This window comes from Actinoplanes sp. NPDC049265 (genome assembly GCF_043197135.1).
In the GTDB taxonomy this organism is placed as follows: Bacteria; Actinomycetota; Actinomycetes; order Mycobacteriales; family Micromonosporaceae; genus Actinoplanes.
In genome coordinates this window covers 49,156-66,029 of the sequence record NZ_JBICSP010000030.1, presented here as the reverse complement: position 1 = coordinate 66,029, position 16,874 = coordinate 49,156, and the positions used below count along the sequence as shown (strand labels likewise).

Genomic DNA, 16,874 nt, shown 5'->3' with positions numbered 1-16,874 from the left:
CGATGGCCGTGACCACCCTGGCCCCGCCCCGGGCCGGCGGGAACTCCCCGAGGCGCCGGGGCAAGGCCGCGCGCTGGCTGGCCGTCCTGCGACAGCCCATCGGCGCGAGCGCGGGCCTGCTGGTGGCCGCCCTGCTCGTCCTGGCCGTCATCGCTCCGTGGCTGTGGTCGGACCGCGCGGACCTGGTCGATACGGATCAGATGTTGCTGGGTTCGTCGGCGGCGCATTGGCTCGGAACCGACAACCTCGGGCGGGACCTGCTCGCACGGATCCTGGTCGCGACCCGGTTGTCCATCGGACTGGCCCTGACGGCCACGGCCATCACCGTGGTCGTGGGACTGCTGCTCGGTGCGGCGCCGGTGCTGATCGGCCGCCGCGGGGGACGGCTGGTCACTTCGGTCATCACCATCGGCGTGGCCTTCCCCGGCCTGCTCATGGCCTTGTTCTTCGCCGTCATCTTCGGCGTCGGTGAACGGGGCGCCGTGCTCGCGATCGGGCTGGCCGGGGCTCCGGCGTTCGGCCGGTTGTCACAGACGCTGGTCGCGGGCATCGCCGAACGGGACTTCGTCGCCGCCGCGCGGGTCGCCGGCGTCGGCCGGATCCGGTTGCTGGTGCGGCACATCCTGCCCAACATCGCCGAGCCGCTGATCGTGAACGCGACGATCGGCGCGGGCGGTGCCCTGCTCGCGTTCGCCGGACTCTCGTTCCTCGGCCTCGGGGTCCAGGCGCCGGGCTACGACTGGGGCCGGTTGCTCGGCGACGGGCTGAGCGGCATCTACGTACAACCGACAGCCGCACTCGCCCCCGGTGTCGCCGTGGTCATCGCCGGGCTCGCGTTCAATCTGTTCGGCGAGGCGGTGGCCAAAGGGATGGGTCTGAGCACGACGAGCGGCCGCACCCGGCCGCTCCGGGCCGCCCTGAAGAAGCTCCGAGGCGGCGCGAAACGGGAGACCGACGGAGACGTCGTGCTCGACGTACACGACCTGTCCGTCACGTTCGCCGGCGCCGACGGACCGGTACGGCCGGTCCGTGGAGTGAGCTTCACCCTGCGCCGGGGCGAGGCCGTCGGGGTGGTCGGCGAGTCCGGCTCGGGCAAGTCCCTGACCGCGCACGCGGTCGCCCGGCTGATCGAGGAAACCGGTCAGGTCGACGGGCAACGGCTGGAGTTCCTCGGTTCCGACCTGCTCGGCGGCACCGTCCGCACCCACCGCGACCTGCTCGGAACCTCGCTGGCGATGGTGTTCCAGGACCCGATGACATCGTTCAACCCGACCCAGCGGATCGGCCGGCAACTCGCCGAAGTCGCCCGGCAGCACCAAGGGATGACCTGGAACAAGGCATTGGCCCGGGCGGTGGACCGGCTCCGCGCGGTGCGGGTGCCCGCCGCGGAACGGCGCTCGCGGCAGTACCCACACGAGTTCTCCGGCGGCATGCGCCAGCGCGCGATGATCGGCATGGGTGTCATGGGCAACCCGGCGTTGATCATCGCCGACGAGCCGACCACAGCACTGGACGTGACCGTACAGCGCGAGGTTCTGGGCCTGCTGCAGGCGATCCGCGCCGCCGATCACGTCGCCGTCATGCTGATCAGCCACGACGTCACAGTGGTGGGTCAGATGTGCGACCGGGTGATGGTCATGTACGCGGGACGCATCGTCGAGGACCTGCCCGCCTCCGAACTCGGCCCAGCGGCCCGCCATCCCTACACGCGTGCGCTGGTCGCGGCGGTCCCGAACATGCGCACCGACCTGAGGCGGCCGCTCGCGGTCATCCCGGGGCGCCCGGTGCTGCCGGCCCAGGTGCCCGTCGGCTGCGCCTTCGCGCCGCGCTGCCCGCTGGCCGACGACCGGTGCACGCGGGAGGATCCGCCGATGGTCACCGATCCGGCCGGGCGACGGGTCGCCTGCTGGCATGCCGGTGAACCGATCACCCGGGACGCCGGGAACGCGCGGACGCGAGAACCGCTCGGAAACCTCACGTTCGGGAACGGAAAATGAGCGAACTGCGGCTGGAGAACGTCAGTGTCCGCTACGGCAACCGGTGGAGCGGCGTCACCGCGGTGGACCGGGTGAGCCTGACCGTTCCGGACGGGGAGATCGTCGGCCTGGTCGGGGAATCCGGCTCGGGCAAGTCGACCCTGGCCCGCGCCGTCGTGGGACTCGCACCGCTGCACAGCGGCCGGGTTCTGGTCGACGGTGAGCTACCGCGAAACCGGGCCGGCCGCCGTTCGCTCCAAATGGTCTTCCAGGATCCGTACTCGTCGCTCGACCCGCGCATGACGATCGGGGACATCGTCGCCGAGACGATGACTCGTGATCAGCGGTCCGGTGCCGATCGGCGCCGCGAGATCACCCGCCTGCTGGAACTGGTCAATCTGGAGCCGGATCGCGCCCGCGACTATCCCGGACAGCTCTCCGGCGGGCAACGTCAGCGCGTGGCGCTGGCGCGTGCGCTGGCCGCCCGGCCCGACGTGGTCATCGCCGATGAGATCACCTCCGCGCTGGACGTCTCCATCCAGGGCGCCGTGCTCAATCTGGTCCGGGAGCTGCAGGGCGAGCTCGGGATGTCGATGCTGTTCATCTCGCACAACCTGGCGGTGGTGCGTTACATCGCGACCAGCATCGCCGTGATGTACCTGGGGCGGATCGTCGAGCACGGGCCCGTGCACCAGGTGCTGAGCGATCCGCAGCACCCGTACACCCGTGATCTGCTGGAGTCGGTGCCGGATCCCGCGCACCACGGCGTGGTCGCGAAGGAAGCCGATCCGCGGTCCGTGCCCGCCGCCGAGCCGGCCGATCCGCACCACCCGCCGACCGGCTGTCGCTATCACCCGAGGTGCCCGATCGGTCCACTGGTACACGCCGAGCGAGAGATCTGCCGCACCGTGGAACCCACGGCCGAGCATCGCCACAGGGCGGCCTGCCACTTCGCCGCGGGTGACGGATCGGGGAGTTGACCCGTACGGGCATCGCTGGATTTCTGGACATTCAAAGCGATCCGCATGGCACGGTGGGAGGAGGGCTGCAATGCTCGCTGACATGGCGGTTGACGAGCGGGATCCCACCCTGGGCCGAGTCGTGGAGGCGCTGGGCACCGGTGCCGTGGTGCTCCTCAACAACGAGTGCTCGCACCTGCGGGTCGGCGGGGCCCGGCTGTGGGACGCGTGTGACGTGACCGACCTGTCGCCGCGCGACGTGGTGCTCGGCGTCAATGTGACGCCGGCCGACAAAATCATCGAGATGCTCGACGGATCGGGAGTCACCGCCGTGGCGTTCAAGGGCGATGTGCGGCCGGTGGCCGCGGCGGCGCAGCGGTGCGGCATCGGTCTGCTGGCGGTGGCCGAGGATCTGTCCTGGGACCAGCTGTACCGGCTGATCCAGCGCGCCGCGGCGACGCAGGGTCCCTCGCACGAGGGAGATCTGTTCGCGTACGCCAACGCGCTCGCGGCACTCCTGGGCGGTGCCGTCGCCATCGAGGACCCGCAAGGAACGCTGCTGGCCTACAGCACTCTCGAACAGCCGATCGACGACGCGCGCCGGCAGACCATCCTGGGGCGGGGCAACCCGCCGAACTGGTCCCGCCGGCTCGAGGACGAGGGCTACTACCGGTTGCTGGCCGACGCCCCGGGACCGGTCCGGGTCACCGACCCCGAGGGCCGGGCCAGCGCCCGGGTGGCGACGCTGGTGCGCGCCGGGCCCGAGGTGCTGGGCTCCATCTGGGTGGTCAGCGGCGCCGAACCGCTCGGCCCCGAGACCGAGCAGGTGCTGGCCCAGTCCACCCCGCAGGCCGCGATGCACCTCCTGCGGTTGCGTTCGTTCAGCGACTCGAGCCGCCGCGACCGCGGATTCCGGTTGCGGGCGCTGCTCGAAGGCCGGCTGGAGACGAACCTGGGCATCGACCCGGCGACGACCGTCCAGCTGGCCGCCTTCCACGTCGCGGGTACCGGCGGCCCCGAACTGCTGACCAACCGCACCCGCGTGCTCGACGCGATCATGCTGGCCTGCGAGGCCTTCCGGCGGCAGGTGTTCTGCTGCTGGATCGGCGAGACCGTGTACGCGTTGTTCCCCGACGTCTCCGCCGCCACCACGGGCCGGCTGGTGGCGCTGGCCGGCGACGTGTGTGCCCGCACCAGCCGGACGCTCGGCGTCCGGGTCATCGCGGGCATCAGCGACCCGCGCGCCGGTCTCGCCCACGTCCTGGAGTGCCGCGCCGACGCCGACCGGGTGCTGCAGGCCATGATCGCCCGGCCGGTGGACCGGTGGGTCGGCACGGTCGACGACACGCGGATCACGCACGTCCTGATCACCCTGGGCGAACTGGTCCGAGACCGGCCCGAACTGCGCCTGCCGGGTGTCCGGGAACTGCTCCGGCAGGACGAGGAACGCGGCAAGAACTACCTGGAGACGCTGAAGGCCTACCTTGACGCCTCGGGCAGCATTCCGGCCGCCGCGGCCGCGGTCGGCGTGCACGTCAACACGATGCGGTACCGCGTGACGCGGGTCCAGGAGGTCTCCGGGCTGAATCTCGACGATCCGGCCCACCGGCTCGTCGTCGCCGTCGAACTTCTCGCGCTGCGTTTGTAGGAATCTCCGACGCGACGTCCGGCCCGCGCCCAGAACACTGGCCGGATGGCTGAGCTGACACCAGAAAAGGTCGATTTCTCGGCGGGAATCCGATGAGCAACGACCTGCACCGTTCGGAAGCCCAGCTGCGCGCGCAAACCGTCGGCCGGGTGGCGTACCAGGTTGCCTTGGATCTCACCACCGGACCCGAGGTGTTCCGGTCCACGACAGTTGTGCGGTTCGATGCGGAAGCCGGCGCCGAGACCTTCGTGGACCTGGTGGCCGATCGGGTGCTGGCGGTGGAACTGAACGGCGTCGCCCTGGACCCCGGCACCGCCTTCGACGGATTCCGCGTCGCACTGCCGGCCCTGGCCGGGCGCAACGTGCTCACCGTGGAGGCGGACTGCCGCTACAGCTCGACCGGGGAGGGACTGCACCGATTCGTCGACCCGGTCGACGAGCAGGTCTACGTCTACACCCAGTTCGAGCCGTTCGAGGCGCACCGGGTCTTCGCATGCTTCGACCAACCCGACCTGAAGGCCTCGTGGACGCTGACCGTCCGATGCCCGAGCACCTGGCTGGTGGTCTCGACCACGACCGGCGTGCCATCGGCCGAGGGCGACGTCACGAGGTGGGACTTCCCCGGATCGGCGGTGGTCAGCACCTACCTCTACGCGCTGGCGGCCGGGCCGTTCGCGCGGGTCCGCTCGGAACACGGCCCGATCCCGATGGACGTGTACTGCCGGGCGACGCTGGCCGCCCACCTCGACGCGGACGCGGTGCTGACCGTCACCCGGCAAGGCTTCGACCACTTCCGGGTGTTGTTCGACCAGCCGTACCCGTTCGGCAAGTACGACCAGGTGTTCGTGCCCGAGTTCAACTCCGGGGCGATGGAGAACGTCGCGTGCGTCCTGCTCACCGAACGGCTTCTCTTCCGCTCGCAGGTGACCCGCACCATGGCGATGCGCCGCGCGGAGATCCTGCTGCACGAACTGGCCCACATGTGGTTCGGCAACCTGGTGACCATGCGCTGGTGGGACGATCTGTGGCTGAACGAGTCGTTCGCTACCTACGCCTCGGTGCACGCACTGGTCGAGGCGACCGAGTTCACCGAGGCGTGGACGTACTTCAGCGACGTCGCCAAGACGATGGCCCGTACCGAGGACCAACTGCCCTCCACCCACCCGGTGATCGCCGACGCGCCGGACATCGCCACCGCGACCGCCAACTTCGACGGCATCACCTACGCCAAGGGCGCCTCGGTGCTGAGACAACTGGTGGCGTGGGTGGGGGAGGACGCGTTCTTCCGCGGACTGCGAACGTACTTCACCGATCACGCCTGGGGTAACACCGAGTTCACCGACCTGCTGCGGCATCTGGAACGCAGCAGCGGCCGGTCCCTCACCGACTGGAGCCGGGCGTGGCTGCACACCACCGGCGTCAACACGGTGCGCGGCATCATCACCGGCGACGAGGTGGTCCTCGAACAGTCCGGGGAACCGATCCGCCCGCATCGGATCGGAGTCGCGGTGTACCGCATGCGGGACGGGAGGCTGGCGAATTCCGCGTCGGTGACGCTCGACCTGACCGGGTCCACGAGCCCGGTACCCGGACTACCGCCGGTCGGTCCGGACGACATCGTTCTGGTCAACGACGCCGACCTGACCTACGCCAAGGTCCGGCTCGATCCCCGGTCGTGGCACCAGCTGATCAGGCAGATCGACCGCCTCGACGACACCCTGGCCCGGTCGGTCTGCTGGGGCGCGGCCTGGGACATGACCCGCGACGCCGAGGTGCCGACCGCGGACTACCTGGCTCTGGTGCTGCGCGGTGTCGCGACCGAAGCCGACCTGGGCGTGGTGGAACGGTTGCTGCAACAGGCGCGTACGGCCGTCGTACTGCTGGGGGCGCAGAGCCTCGTCGCCGACCGGCTGGCCCGGCTCAGCGACGGCTGGCTGGAACTCGCCCGCACCTCCGAGCCAGGCTCCGATCGGCAACGCGTCTTCGCGACCGCCTTCATCGCCGACGCCGTGACGACGTCGCAGAGCGACCGGCTCCGTCAGATGCTGGCCGGCCGTCCGGACCTGGCCGGGCTGGCCGTCGACAGCGGCCTGCGCTGGGCGATCGTCCGGCGCCTGGCCGCGCTGGACCGGATGACCGACGACGAGCTCACGGCCGAGCTGGCCCGGGACGACACCACCGAGGGACGGCTCCACCACCTGACCGCGCGGGCCTCGCGACCCGACCCGGCGGCCAAGGCCGAAGCCTGGCAGCTGCTCACCGCCGACACCCGCCTGTCCCATCAGGAGAGGATGGCTGTCATCGAGGGGTTCAATCTGGCCGAACAGCCGGACCTGCTCAGGCCGTATCTCCCGGGCATCTACGGCACGCTCGGCACCGTCTGGTCGGCTCGGGCCGACGCCTCGGCCACGGCGCCGCTGCAACTCCGGGCGCTGCTGCCCACATGGGACGCGACCCTCGACGGGCTGGCGCGGACCGACCAGGCCCTCAGCCGGCCGCTCCCCGGCTCGCTGCGCCGAGTCCTGGAGGACAGCCGCGCCGAGCAGATCCGGGCGCTGCGTTGCCGGGAACGGGAAAGCCAGGTCACCGGACGATGAACTTCTCGGCCGTGGTTTCGTAGAAAGCTCCAACGAAGTTCCCGGCCACCTTTTCGACACTTGTCCGGTGGCACAGCTCAGGCACGAGAAGATCGTCATCTCCACCGGCCGCCGTTCGGGCCTCCCGGTGATCGTCGCGGTGCACTCCACCGCCCTCGGCCAGGCCGTCGGCGGCTGCCGGCTCTGGCGTTACGACGACTGGCGCGCCGGCCTCGAGGACGCGCTGCGTCTGTCGAACGCCATGACGCTCAAGTGTGCGCTGGCCGGGGTGCCGTGGGGCGGTGGCAAGAGCGTCCTGCCCGTCCCCCCGCGGGTCGAGCTGACTCCGAGTCTGCGCCGCGACCTGCTGCACGACCTCGGCGACGTGGTCGAGTCGTTGGGCGGCACGTACGGGGTCGCCGAGGACGTCGGCACGACGGCGCAGGACATGGCGACCATCGCGGAGCGGACGGAGTTCGCCTACGGCCTGCCCCAGGCCGCGGGCGGGGTCGGTGAGCCTTCCGCGCCGACCGCCGCCGGGGTCTTCGACGCGATCCTGGTGACCGCCGAGCAGGTGTGGGGGACCCGTGACCTCGCCGGCCGTCAGGTCGGGGTCGTCGGCCTCGGTCAGGTCGGCTCACGACTGGCCACCAGCCTCGGCGCGGCCGGGGCGAAGCTGGTGGTCACCGACGTCGACCGGGGAAAGCGAGAGCTGGCCGAGGCCCTCGGCGCGACCTGGGTCGAGCCCGAGCAGGCGCTGGCCATCGAGGCCGACGTGCTCGTGCCGGCCGCGCTGGGCGGATCGTTGACACCGTCGACGGTCGGCGACCTGCGGTGCCGCGCGGTGGTCGGGCCGGCCAACAATCAACTCTCCGACGACGGCGTCGCCGCGCTGCTGGCTCAGCGCGGCATCCTGTGGGCCCCGGACTTCCTGGTCAACGCGGGCGGTGTGTTGTACGGCCACGAGATGGAGGTCGGCAGCCGGAACCACGACACCGCGATGGCCGCCGTCACGGGGATCGCGGACACGCTGCGGGACGTCTTCGCTCGCGCGACACACGAGGGCATCACGCCGCTGGCAGCCGCCAACGCCCTCGCCGAGGATCGCATCGCGGCCGCATCAGCGCGCTGAAAGGACGGCGATGATGAGCACTCCTGGTGCCGGAGACGCCCGGCCGGGCCCGGGCACGCTGGACGAGCGGTACCTCGCGGACTCCGGCCTGGTCCAGCTGACTGGCGTCCAGGCGCTGGTCCGCCTGGCCCTCGACGTGCGGCGCGCGGATCTGCGGGCGGGCGCCGACTCGGCCCTGTACGTGTCCGGCTACGAGGGCTCGCCGCTGGGCGGCTACGACCTCGAGCTGGCCAAGCACGCGGCCCTGCTCGACCAGCACGACATCATCTTCCGGCCCGCCGTGAACGAGGAACTCGCGGCGACCGCCGTCCAGGGCACCCAGCTGGCCTCCACGATGACCGACAAACGCGTCGAGGGCGTCACCGGCTTCTGGTACGGAAAATCGCCCGGCCTGGACCGGGCCTGTGACGCGCTGCGGCACGCCAACCTGTGCGGCACCCACCGCGCCGGTGGCGCTGTCGTGTTCGTGGGTGACGACCCGACCGCGAAGTCGTCCACCGTTCCCGGCGCCTCCGAGATGTTGCTGGCCGACCTGGGCGTTCCGACGCTGTACCCGGCGAATCCGCAGGAGGTGCTGGATTACGGCCTGCACGCGGTCGCGATGTCCCGGGCCAGCGGCCTGTGGACCGCGCTGAAGATCGTGACCGACGTGGCCGACGGTTCCGGCACCGTCCGGGTCGATCCCGACCGGCTCACCCGGGCGATGCCGAGCTTCGCGATCGGCGGCCGCGACTTCGAGCACACCGTCACCGCCAAGCTGGCCGGCCCCACCCTGAGCGCGCTGGAGGAGAGCCGGAACGGCCCCCGCCTCGAACTCGCCCGCCGCTACGCCCGGCTCAACGGGCTGAACACGGTCGCCGGAGCCACCGCCGGCGCCCGGGTCGGGATCGTGGCCGCCGGCAAGTCCTATGCGGATGTACGGCAGGCGCTGCTGATGCTCGGGCTCGAGGCCGACGACGACCTCGCGGCTCAGCGCATCCGGCTCCTCAAGCTGGGCGTCATCCACCCGCTGGACCCGGAGCTGATCGCCGCTTTCGCGGACGGGCTGGACGAGGTCATCGTCGTGGAGGAGAAGCGGCCGTTCCTGGAGACCGCGATCAAGGACCTGTTGTTCGGCCGCAACCCGGCACCCCAGGTGACCGGCAAGGTGTCGGCGGACGGCAGCCCGATGTTCCCGGCGCACGGCGACCTCGGCCCGGACCGGATCTTCGCGGCGCTGGCGACCCGGCTGCGGGCCCGCCTGGATCTGCCGATGGAGGGTCGCCCGGCGCCGGCTCGTCGGACCTTGCTGCCGCTGGCCGTCCGTACGCCGTACTTCTGCTCGGGCTGCCCGCACAACAGCTCGGTCCGCACCCCGGCCGGTTCGCTGGTCGGCGCCGGCATCGGCTGTCACGCCCTGGCCCTGCTGATGCCGCCGACCCTGGTCGGCGACGTCACCGGGCTGACCCAGATGGGCGGCGAGGGCGCACAGTGGCTCGGCATGTCGCCCTTCCTGAAACGCAAGCACCTGCTGCAGAACATCGGCGACGGCACCTTTCACCACTCCGGCAGCCTGGCCGTCCGGGCCGCCGTGGCCGGTGGCGTCGACATCACCTACAAGCTGCTGTACAACTCGGCCGTCGCCATGACCGGCGGCCAGCAGGCGGTCGGCCAGCTGACCGTGGCCGAACTCGCCCGCGCGATGACCGCGGAAGGCGTCAAGAAGATCATCGTCACGACCGAGGACCCCAGGTCGTACCGCCGCCGGGGCCTGCCCCGAGGGGTCGAGGTCTGGCACCGCGACCGGATCGTGGAGGCGCAGGAGCGGCTGGCCGGCATCGGCGGCGTGACGATGCTCATCCACGATCAGGAATGCGCGACCGAGTTGCGCCGCAAGCGCAAGCGCGGCCTCGCTCCCGACCCGGCCGAACGGGTGCTGATCAACGAGCGCGTCTGTGAGGGATGCGGCGACTGCGGTGAGAAGTCCAACTGCCTGTCCGTGCAACCCGTCGACACCGAGTTCGGCCGCAAGACGCGGATCGACCAGTCCTCGTGCAACAAGGACTACTCCTGCCTCAAGGGCGACTGCCCGTCGTTCGTCACCGTCCGCCCCGGCACGGTCCAGGCCGTCGCCCGGACCGCGGCCGAACTGGACGACACGTCCTTTCCGGCGCCTCCGGACGCGACCGGGCTGGACACCACCGGTCAGCACACCACCCGGATCCTCGGCATCGGCGGTTCCGGCGTCGTCACCGTCTCTCAGATTCTCGGTGTCGCCGCCGCCCGGGCCGGTCTGCACGTGCGGTCGCTCGACCAGACCGGCCTCGCTCAGAAAGGTGGGGCCGTCGTCTCGGACATCAAACTCAGCCGGACGCCGATGCGCGGCGCGAACAAGGCCGCCGCCGACGAGGTGGATCTCTACCTCGGAGCGGACCTGCTGGTCGCGGCCGACCCGGCCCATCTGACGGCGGCGGACCCCGGACGGACCGTCGCCGTCGTCTCGACCACCGCCGTGCCAACCGGCGGTATGGTCGTCGACGTCACCCGGCGGTTCCCCGACCGTACCGCCCTGATCGGTCTCATCCGCGAGCACACCAGCGCGGAACGCGCCCACTTCCTGGACGCCCGGGCCGCCTCGATCGCCCTGTTCGGCCAGGACCAGTTCGCCAACCTGATCCTGGTCGGAGCCGCCTACCAGGCCGGCGCCCTGCCGATACCGGCCGAGGCCATCGAACAGGCCATCGAACTCAACGGCGTCCAGGCCGGCCGGAACATCCAGGCCTTCCGGCGGGGACGGCAACTCGTGAGCGATCCACCGGCCTTCCACGCGGCCGCGGGATCGCCCGGCGAGATCGCGGGCGCGACGGCACCCGCGACGGCACCGATCACACCGGGGGTACGGGAGCTGCTGGACATCGTCGGCGCGGAACCCGGCTCCGAGCTGTCCCGGCTGGCCGGCATCCGCGTTCCCGACCTCGTCGCCTACCAGAACCTGCGCTACGCCAGAGGCTACGCCGAGTTCGTGGCCAAGGTGCGGCGGGTGGAAGCCGAGCGCGTGCCCGGATCCACAGCGGTCACCGAAGCCGTGGCGCGGCAGCTGTACAAGCTGATGGCCTACAAGGACGAGTACGAGGTCGCGAGGCTCTCGCTCGATCCGGCTCTGCGGGACGCGGTCACGGCCCGCTTCGGTACGACGGCCAAAGTCGTCTATCGCCTCCACCCGCCGATCCTGCGAACGCTCGGGATGCATCGCAAGATCAGCCTCGGTGCCTGGTTCCGGCCCGTGTTCGGGCTGCTCGTCGCCCTGCGACACACACGCGGCACGCCGTGGGACGTCTTCGGCCGGGCCAAGGTCCGCAAGATCGAACGAGGCCTGGTCGCCGAGTACCGCGACGTGATCGACGAATCGCTCGCGGCGCTGGGGCCCGGCACCGCCGACCTGGTCGCCGCGATCGCCGATCTGCCCGACCTCGTTCGAGGCTACGAGGAAGTGAAGCTGGGCAACGTGGCGAAGTACCACCGTGCCCTCGAACTGAGCCGGGTCGAGCTGGCCGGGTCGGCCCTAGATGCCTGACAGCACAAGGGATCCGGCCGCCACCCGCTTGTCCTCACCGCCTAGGATCCGATCATGACCGACGTGATCGTGTGCCACGGCGCCTGGCACCAGCCCGAGCATTTCCGCGCGCTGGCCGACCGGCTCAACCGCGACGGCCTGTCCGTCGCGATCCCCGACCTCGGTGGGCTGTCCCTGCCCGACAGCCACGACCTAGTCCAGTCCATGGTGGACTCTTCGGTTCGGCCGCCGTTGCTCGTCGCCCATTCCAACGGCGGCATCACCGCGGGGACCGTGCGTGGCGCGGCCTCGATGCTCTTCCTGGCCGGCTGGGTGCTCGACGTCGGCGAGTCACCGCAGGGCCTGATCGTCGACGTGCAGCGCCGGACCGGGCGGGCCGGTGCTCCGCTGGCCGTCACCGCCGACGCCGACGGCCGGGTCCGGCTCGACCCGGAGGCGGCCCGCGCCGGGCTTTACGCCGACTGCGACGAGGCTACCGCCACCCGGGCGATCGAGCTGCTACGCCCGGAGCCCCCGTCGATCTTCGCCGCCACTCCGGAGCAGGCCGCCTGGCGTGACACCCCGTCGCACTACCTGGCCGCCGGCCACGATCAAGCCATCGTTCCGGAACTCGTGGCGGCGTTCGCGGCACGCTGTTCCACGGCGGAGACGTGGCCGACCGGTCATTCGGCCTACCTGAGCCGCGCCGACGACGTGGCGGAGCTGATCGGCCGCCGGCGGGGCGTCTGACGGATCACGGCGTCTCGGGTGCTCAGTCTGAGCCGCGCCGACGACGTGGCGGAGCTGATCGGCCGCCGGCGGGGCGTCTGACGGATCACGGCGTCTCGGGTGCTCAGTCCTGACCGGCGGGCCGTGTGGGAACGGGGCCCCGGCCGGCGTACCCGATGAGGCCGCCGGCCAGCAGGACTCCCGCCACCAACCAGGAGACACCCGTCCCGCCGGGCTGGGTGGGCCAGGCCCACCAGGCGGCGACGCCGCCGGGATCGTGCGGCGCGCCGGCCAGGACCGCCAGGAGGTAGCCCATGGGCGGCGCCCAGGCGGCCTGGATCGGCAACACCGTGCCGGCCAGCAGCGCCAGCCCGAGAACGCCGAGACTGTTGCGTACCAACGCCGATCCGTTGGGCGCGCCCAGCGCGAGCACGCCGGCCGGCGCCAGAACGGCCGCGGACAGGACGGCGGCGATCGCCGCATGGGTGAGGCGCCAGCGCGGACGGAGCCGGGGGGTCGAACTTTCCAGGGCCGGGTCGGCGCCGGCCAGGGTCGGCAGCACCGACACCATCACGACCAGCGGGACCAGGGTCACGACCGGCACCCACCAATCGGTGAGGGGACCGTCGAGGCCGCCCCGGTGGACGGCCGCGCCGGCCGCGATCACGGTGGCCAGGACGGCCGCGGCCGGCCACACCCCGCGGGCGGTCAGGTAGCGGCGGAACCCGGTCATGAGCCGGCGAGCCGTTCGAAGGCCGTGGTGTCGCACAACCGGGCGGCGGCCAGGTAGTCCCGCAGCCAGCCGGCCGGGTCGCGTACCCCCGGCACGGACCGCCCGCTGACCAGCTCCCGAGCCGTGGTGTAGGCCCGGTCCCCGGCCGCCGACAGCTGGGGACACCAGGCCGACACCGCCCAGTCCTGGCTGGTCCGGGTCAGTTCGCCCGGGTCACGCAAGGCACCCGTGAACGGCTGCGTCCGCCCCTGGAGATTCGGGATGACGACCAGTTCGCCGGGCGCCACGGCCGGCCGTACGCCCGGCGGTGTGGTCGGGTCCTCCTCGATGAACGTGTAGCCGCGCACCGGCGCCAGCGCCGCACGGGTGACGGCGGTGACCTCGGGCAGCAGATTGGCGTGCACCCGGCGTACGCAGACCCTGGGGGTGTCCGTGCTGCACACGCGCTCGTTCGCACGGGGATCGCCCACGACCCACGCCGCGGTGTTGAACTTTCCCGTCCACCGCACGGGTAGCGCGAGCAGGGCGACGGCGGCCGCGATGGCCACCGTGGCGGGCAACGCCGCCCACCGGCGGCGGTCGGCCGCCCCGGCGGTCAGGGCGGTCACGGTGAGCGCCAGAAGCCAGCCGGCGCCGAGGGCGGCGACGCCCGGACGCAGCTGCCAGCCGTCGGCTCCGGGCAGGTTGCCGACCGGCGCCAGCTGCCCGGCCGCCGTGTGCAGGTAGGTGGGCAATCCGCCGACGAGGTAGCAGAGCAGGCCGATCGCCGGAGCAGTCCAGCGGTACGGGAACAGCCGGCCCGCCGCGACCCCGGCCGCGAGCCAGGCGAGGTAGCCGAGCGCCACCAGCAGCATCGACAAGGGCCACCGGCCACCGGAATAGGTGACGGCGCCGGCGACAGTGGCGAAGGTGGCCGCGACGACGATCAGCAGACCCGCGCCGACGGCCACCGACATTGCGCCGAAACTGGCGACGTCGCGCTGCCAGCGTGGCCGCGATACCGGTGCGACCAGCTCGTCGACTCGCAACCGGCGTTCCCGGCTGCCCGACCAGGCACCGGCCGCACCGGCCATCGGCCCGAGCAGCAACGCGACGGAATTCAACCAGGGCACCAGTCCGGGGCCGCTCACCGACCACTGCAGCCGGCTGCCCGGGCCGACCAGGCTCACCAGCACCAGCACGACGCCGGTGACCGCGATCCCGGCGGCCAGCAGCAGACCCGTGCCGCGCCGCAGTTCCAGCCCGACCGGCCCGGTCATCATCGCCACCGCCCGACCGGCGTGGTCGTGCCGTACAGGGCGGCGGTGTAGCCCCGTTCCAACGCGGAGGTTCCGTCGTCGCCGCCGGCGGCCCGGGCACCCAGACGTTCGAGGTCGTCCGGGACGCCCCGTCGCACAATGACGCCGTCACGCATGAGTATCACCTCGTCGCAGACCGAGGCGACGTCCTCGACGATGTGCGTACTGATCAGAACGGTGGTGTACGCGCCGAGCTCGCGCACCAGCCGCCGGAACGAGACGCGTTGCTCGGGATCGAGTCCGGCCGTCGGCTCGTCCAGCAGCAATACGTCGGGCTCGTTGACGAGTGCCTGAGCGAGCCCCGCGCGGCGCAGCATGCCGCCCGAGAGCGACTTCATCCGGGTGTCGGCGCGGTCGGTGAGGCCGACCCGCTCGATGGTCCGGGTCACCACCGCCGGGGTACGGCCGGCCGGCACCTCCTTGAGCCAGGCGAAATACTCGACGAACTCGCGCACGGTGAAACGCGGGTACGAGCCGAAGGTCTGGGGCAGATAGCCCAGGTGTCGCCGGATGTCCCGGCGTTGCCGGCCGTTTCCGGGATCGCGGCCGAGCAACCGGACACTGCCGCTGCCGGCCGGCAGCACGGTGGCGAGAACCCGCATCAGCGTGGTCTTCCCGGCACCGTTGGGTCCGAGCAGACCGTGGACGCCGGTGCCCAGGTCGAGACTCAGGTTGTCGAGCGCGGTCCGTATGCTTCGGCGACGTTCGAAGCGTACGGTCACCCCGGTCAGCGAAACCGTGGTCGTCATCGGGCACCTCCGAGCTGTTCGAATCGGTCGCGGAGCACGGCGATCGCGGCGACGGCGATCACCGTGACAACCGCCCACACCACCTGGGCCGTGCCGCTGAGCAGAGCGGGCGCCTCGGCGGCCAGGCGAAGTGCGGACACGACCGCGCCTCCGGTACGCACCAGCGCCGGCGCGAGCGCGGCCGCGCACCACAGCAACGCGACGGCGCGGGCCGCCCGTTGCACGCCGATGACCGCGCCGAGAGCCAGCGCCGACGCCGTCAACGCCACCGACGGCAGCAGCCAGGCATCGGACCAGCCCGCGTTCCCGCCGACCGCGGCGCGGACCAGGCTCAGCCCGGCGGCCACCGGGATCGCCACCGCGAGCAGTGCCAGCGAACGCCACAGGGTCAGCCGCAGTAGGGCGTCGGGCGCGGCCAGCACGGCCTCGCGGCACGGGTCGTCCTCGCTGACCGACACCAGGGCGACCCCGGCGACCGGGATGGCCGGGGCGAGCAGCCACACCAGGCCCCCCTGCGTGCCGCCACCCATGGTCAGCGCGTCGAGAAGAGCGACGACGGCGACCGTCACGGCCACCGCGGCCAGCGGCCCCGGGCGCAGCACCCACCGCAACCACCGCAGAGCGGCGCGCCGGTAGCCCGGCACCCGAGCCGGCAGTTCCTGGAGAAGACGCTCCCGTTGCTCGGTGAGCAGCGCGTCGTCGAACGGCCCGAGGTGCGCCGCGAGTTGCTGCCGGCACGAAGAACAGTCGATCAGATGCGCTTCCAGCGACCACGCCTCGGCGATGTCGGCCCGGCCTTGCGCGTAGGCGGCGAGCACCGGCGGTGCGGCGTGCCACGACGGCTCAGTTGTCATGTCAGTCCCTGCTTCAGCGCCGATCGGGCCCGGAACGCCCTTGCCTTGACGGTTCCTTCCGGAACACCGAGCAGCACGGACGCCTCCCGGGTGCTCAGCCCGTCCAGTACGGTGGCCCGCAACACCGCCCGCAACTCCGGTGACAGCCCGCGGATCGCCATCGCGAGCCGTTCGTCGAGCACACCGTCGAGCACCACGGACTCGGCCGACGGGGCGGTCTCGTCGGTGGTGGTGGCGGCGTTCCGGTCGGCCGCCGCGTCGCGTACGGCTCGCCGGCGATACGCGTCCACCAGCCGACGGGCCGTGATCGTCCACAGCCAGCCGGCCACCGCGCCGCGCCCGTCCCACTGCGCCGCCGCCTGCCACGCGGCGATGAAGCTCTCCTGCAACACGTCCCGGATCAGTTCCTCGTCGTTGCAACGGGCTCGCAGTCGCAGCAGCAACATCGGTGCGAGCCGCTCGTGCAGGATCCCCATCGCACCGCCGTCCCCACGGGCGACGCGACGCAGCAACGCTTCGTCGTCCGGCTCCGGCAAGGTCCTCACACCCTCACTGACGCGGCTGCGAAGCCGGTGGTTCGGGCCGCCCGGAACCCTTCTCCGATTGCGGCCGTGCGGTACACATCCGGCGGTACGAACGGTCTCTCCGGCCGGTCGAGGAGGCCGACCACGGCTACCTTTTCGCCGTA

General features: G+C 71.7%; 12 protein-coding genes. 7 read left to right on the top strand and 5 right to left on the bottom strand.

Annotated elements, in window-relative coordinates:
* The first annotated feature begins 2 nt into the window (after nt 1–2).
* The 7 genes from ACGFIO_RS41100 (at nt 3) to ACGFIO_RS41070 (ending at nt 12,573) form a co-directional block, all read left to right on the top strand.
* Nucleotides 3–1,997: a dipeptide/oligopeptide/nickel ABC transporter permease/ATP-binding protein gene (locus ACGFIO_RS41100; RefSeq protein WP_392835885.1), complete on the top strand. Its 1,995-nt coding sequence runs from the start codon at nt 3–5 to the stop codon at nt 1,995–1,997.
* Nucleotides 1,994–2,956, top strand: coding sequence for an ABC transporter ATP-binding protein (locus tag ACGFIO_RS41095; protein ID WP_392835883.1), 963 nt, complete (start codon nt 1,994–1,996; stop codon nt 2,954–2,956). Before ACGFIO_RS41100 ends, ACGFIO_RS41095 begins: the two co-directional genes overlap by 4 nt.
* A 70-nt stretch (nt 2,957–3,026) precedes the next feature.
* Nucleotides 3,027–4,583, top strand: coding sequence for a PucR family transcriptional regulator (locus tag ACGFIO_RS41090; RefSeq protein WP_392835881.1), 1,557 nt, complete (start codon nt 3,027–3,029; stop codon nt 4,581–4,583).
* 92 nt (nt 4,584–4,675) lie between these two features.
* Nucleotides 4,676–7,180: an aminopeptidase N gene (gene pepN / locus ACGFIO_RS41085; protein WP_392835878.1), complete on the top strand. Its 2,505-nt coding sequence runs from the start codon at nt 4,676–4,678 to the stop codon at nt 7,178–7,180.
* A 67-nt stretch (nt 7,181–7,247) separates the two neighbouring features.
* Nucleotides 7,248–8,291 (top strand): Glu/Leu/Phe/Val dehydrogenase dimerization domain-containing protein, encoded by a 1,044-nt coding sequence (locus ACGFIO_RS41080; RefSeq protein ID WP_392835876.1) that lies wholly within the window; start codon nt 7,248–7,250, stop codon nt 8,289–8,291.
* 13 nt (nt 8,292–8,304) lie between these two features.
* Entirely contained in the window at nt 8,305–11,844 is a 3,540-nt protein-coding gene (locus tag ACGFIO_RS41075) for an indolepyruvate ferredoxin oxidoreductase family protein (protein WP_392835875.1), read from the top strand.
* 54 nt (nt 11,845–11,898) lie between these two features.
* Nucleotides 11,899–12,573, top strand: a complete 675-nt coding sequence (locus ACGFIO_RS41070) for an alpha/beta hydrolase (protein WP_392835872.1) — start codon at nt 11,899–11,901, stop codon at nt 12,571–12,573.
* A 103-nt stretch (nt 12,574–12,676) separates the two neighbouring features.
* Here the strand turns inward: ACGFIO_RS41070 and ACGFIO_RS41065 are convergent, their stop codons facing one another.
* The 5 genes from ACGFIO_RS41065 to ACGFIO_RS41045 are packed head-to-tail and all read right to left on the bottom strand — an operon-like array spanning nt 12,677 to nt 16,731.
* Nucleotides 12,677–13,285 (bottom strand): hypothetical protein, encoded by a 609-nt coding sequence (locus tag ACGFIO_RS41065; protein WP_392835870.1) that lies wholly within the window; start codon nt 13,283–13,285, stop codon nt 12,677–12,679.
* Nucleotides 13,282–14,544, bottom strand: a complete 1,263-nt coding sequence (locus tag ACGFIO_RS41060) for a hypothetical protein (protein WP_392835868.1) — start codon at nt 14,542–14,544, stop codon at nt 13,282–13,284. Before ACGFIO_RS41060 ends, ACGFIO_RS41065 begins: the two co-directional genes overlap by 4 nt.
* Complete coding sequence (locus ACGFIO_RS41055) at nt 14,544–15,332, bottom strand: ABC transporter ATP-binding protein (RefSeq protein ID WP_392835865.1); 789 nt, start codon at nt 15,330–15,332, stop codon at nt 14,544–14,546. The genes ACGFIO_RS41060 and ACGFIO_RS41055 overlap by 1 nt, the downstream gene beginning before the upstream one ends.
* Nucleotides 15,329–16,186, bottom strand: coding sequence for a hypothetical protein (locus ACGFIO_RS41050; protein WP_392835864.1), 858 nt, complete (start codon nt 16,184–16,186; stop codon nt 15,329–15,331). The genes ACGFIO_RS41055 and ACGFIO_RS41050 overlap by 4 nt, the downstream gene beginning before the upstream one ends.
* Nucleotides 16,183–16,731: an RNA polymerase sigma factor gene (locus ACGFIO_RS41045; protein ID WP_392835861.1), complete on the bottom strand. Its 549-nt coding sequence runs from the start codon at nt 16,729–16,731 to the stop codon at nt 16,183–16,185. Before ACGFIO_RS41045 ends, ACGFIO_RS41050 begins: the two co-directional genes overlap by 4 nt.
* Nucleotides 16,732–16,874: the final 143 nt, after the last annotated feature.

Bases quoted from the DNA above. Each gene is read 5' to 3' on its own strand.
- ACGFIO_RS41050 (WP_392835864.1), bottom strand. From the start codon at position 16,186: ATGACAACTGAGCCGTCGTGGCACGCCGCACCGCCGGTGCTCGCCGCC.
- ACGFIO_RS41055 (WP_392835865.1), bottom strand. From the start codon at position 15,332: ATGACGACCACGGTTTCGCTGACCGGGGTGACCGTACGCTTCGAACGT.
- ACGFIO_RS41060 (WP_392835868.1), bottom strand. From the start codon at position 14,544: ATGACCGGGCCGGTCGGGCTGGAACTGCGGCGCGGCACGGGTCTGCTG.
- ACGFIO_RS41065 (WP_392835870.1), bottom strand. From the start codon at position 13,285: ATGACCGGGTTCCGCCGCTACCTGACCGCCCGCGGGGTGTGGCCGGCC.
- ACGFIO_RS41090 (WP_392835881.1), top strand. From the start codon at position 3,027: ATGCTCGCTGACATGGCGGTTGACGAGCGGGATCCCACCCTGGGCCGA.
- ACGFIO_RS41075 (WP_392835875.1), top strand. From the start codon at position 8,305: ATGAGCACTCCTGGTGCCGGAGACGCCCGGCCGGGCCCGGGCACGCTG.
- ACGFIO_RS41100 (WP_392835885.1), top strand. From the start codon at position 3: ATGGCCGTGACCACCCTGGCCCCGCCCCGGGCCGGCGGGAACTCCCCG.
- pepN (WP_392835878.1), top strand. From the start codon at position 4,676: ATGAGCAACGACCTGCACCGTTCGGAAGCCCAGCTGCGCGCGCAAACC.
- ACGFIO_RS41095 (WP_392835883.1), top strand. From the start codon at position 1,994: ATGAGCGAACTGCGGCTGGAGAACGTCAGTGTCCGCTACGGCAACCGG.
- ACGFIO_RS41070 (WP_392835872.1), top strand. From the start codon at position 11,899: ATGACCGACGTGATCGTGTGCCACGGCGCCTGGCACCAGCCCGAGCAT.